This window comes from Thalassospira sp. CH_XMU1458 (genome assembly GCF_037027205.1).
In the GTDB taxonomy this organism is placed as follows: domain Bacteria; phylum Pseudomonadota; class Alphaproteobacteria; order Rhodospirillales; family Thalassospiraceae; genus Thalassospira; species Thalassospira tepidiphila.
Window position 1 is genome coordinate 1 of record NZ_JAYMDW010000009.1, and the last position, 964, is coordinate 964.

The 964-nt window shown below is 55.7% G+C and carries 1 pseudogene; it reads right to left on the reverse strand.

From position 1 onward, the window contains the following. Positions 1-964: pseudogene (locus WBY09_RS19855) on the reverse strand (DNA-directed RNA polymerase subunit beta); the annotation flags it as partial.

The following is a 964-nucleotide window of genomic DNA, read 5'->3' on the forward strand; positions in this document are numbered from 1 at the left end:
CGGAAAGGTCATAACGCTCTGAATCGAAGAACAGGCCCTTGAACATGGCTTCCGCACCCTCGAGGGTCGGCGGTTCGCCCGGACGCATCACGCGATAGATGTCCACAAGGGCTTCTTCGCGGTTGCTGTTCTTGTCCAGCGCCATGGTGTTGCGCAGATACGGACCAACCTGGTTGTGGTCGATCATCAGCAGACGAACGGAATCAACACCCCATTCTTTCAGCTGCTCGAACACTTCCTCGGTCAGTTCGTGGCCGGCTTCTGCCAGGATCTCGCCGGTTTCACCATCGATGAGGTCATCAGCCATGAACCAGCCGTTAAGCTGCTCTTCGGGCACGAGGATCTCGGTGACACCCTGTTCGGCGATTTTACCAGCAGAACGCTTGGTGATCTTGGAACCAGCCGCAGCAACAACTTCGCCGCTTTTGGCATCGATCAGATCGAAGACAAGCTTCTGGCCAATGTAACGCTCGACACTGAAATCGGTAACCCAACCATCCTTGGTGCGGCGGTATTCAGCCGACTCATAGTAATAGTTGAGGATTTCTTCCGGGGTCAGACCTTCGATTTCCGACGGATCGACAGAGCGGCCTTCTTCGGCACGCTGTGCACGCAGCCGTTCGGACTCTTCGTTTTCAAGAGCCATAAGCAGCGTGGTCGCCGGCAGTTTGCGGCGACGGTCGATACGGACGTAAAGAATGTCTTTGGCATCGAATTCGAAATCGAGCCAGGAACCACGATACGGAATGACACGTGCGGCAAACAGATATTTGCCCGAGCTGTGGCTCTTGCCCTTGTCATGGTCGAAGAAGACGCCCGGCGAACGGTGCATCTGGGAAACAATCACACGCTCGGTGCCGTTCACGATAAAGGTACCGTGTTCGGTCATGAGCGGCATGTCGCCCATGTAAACGTCCTGTTCCTTGATATCGCGGATCGAACGGGCACCCGTGTCCTCGTCGAT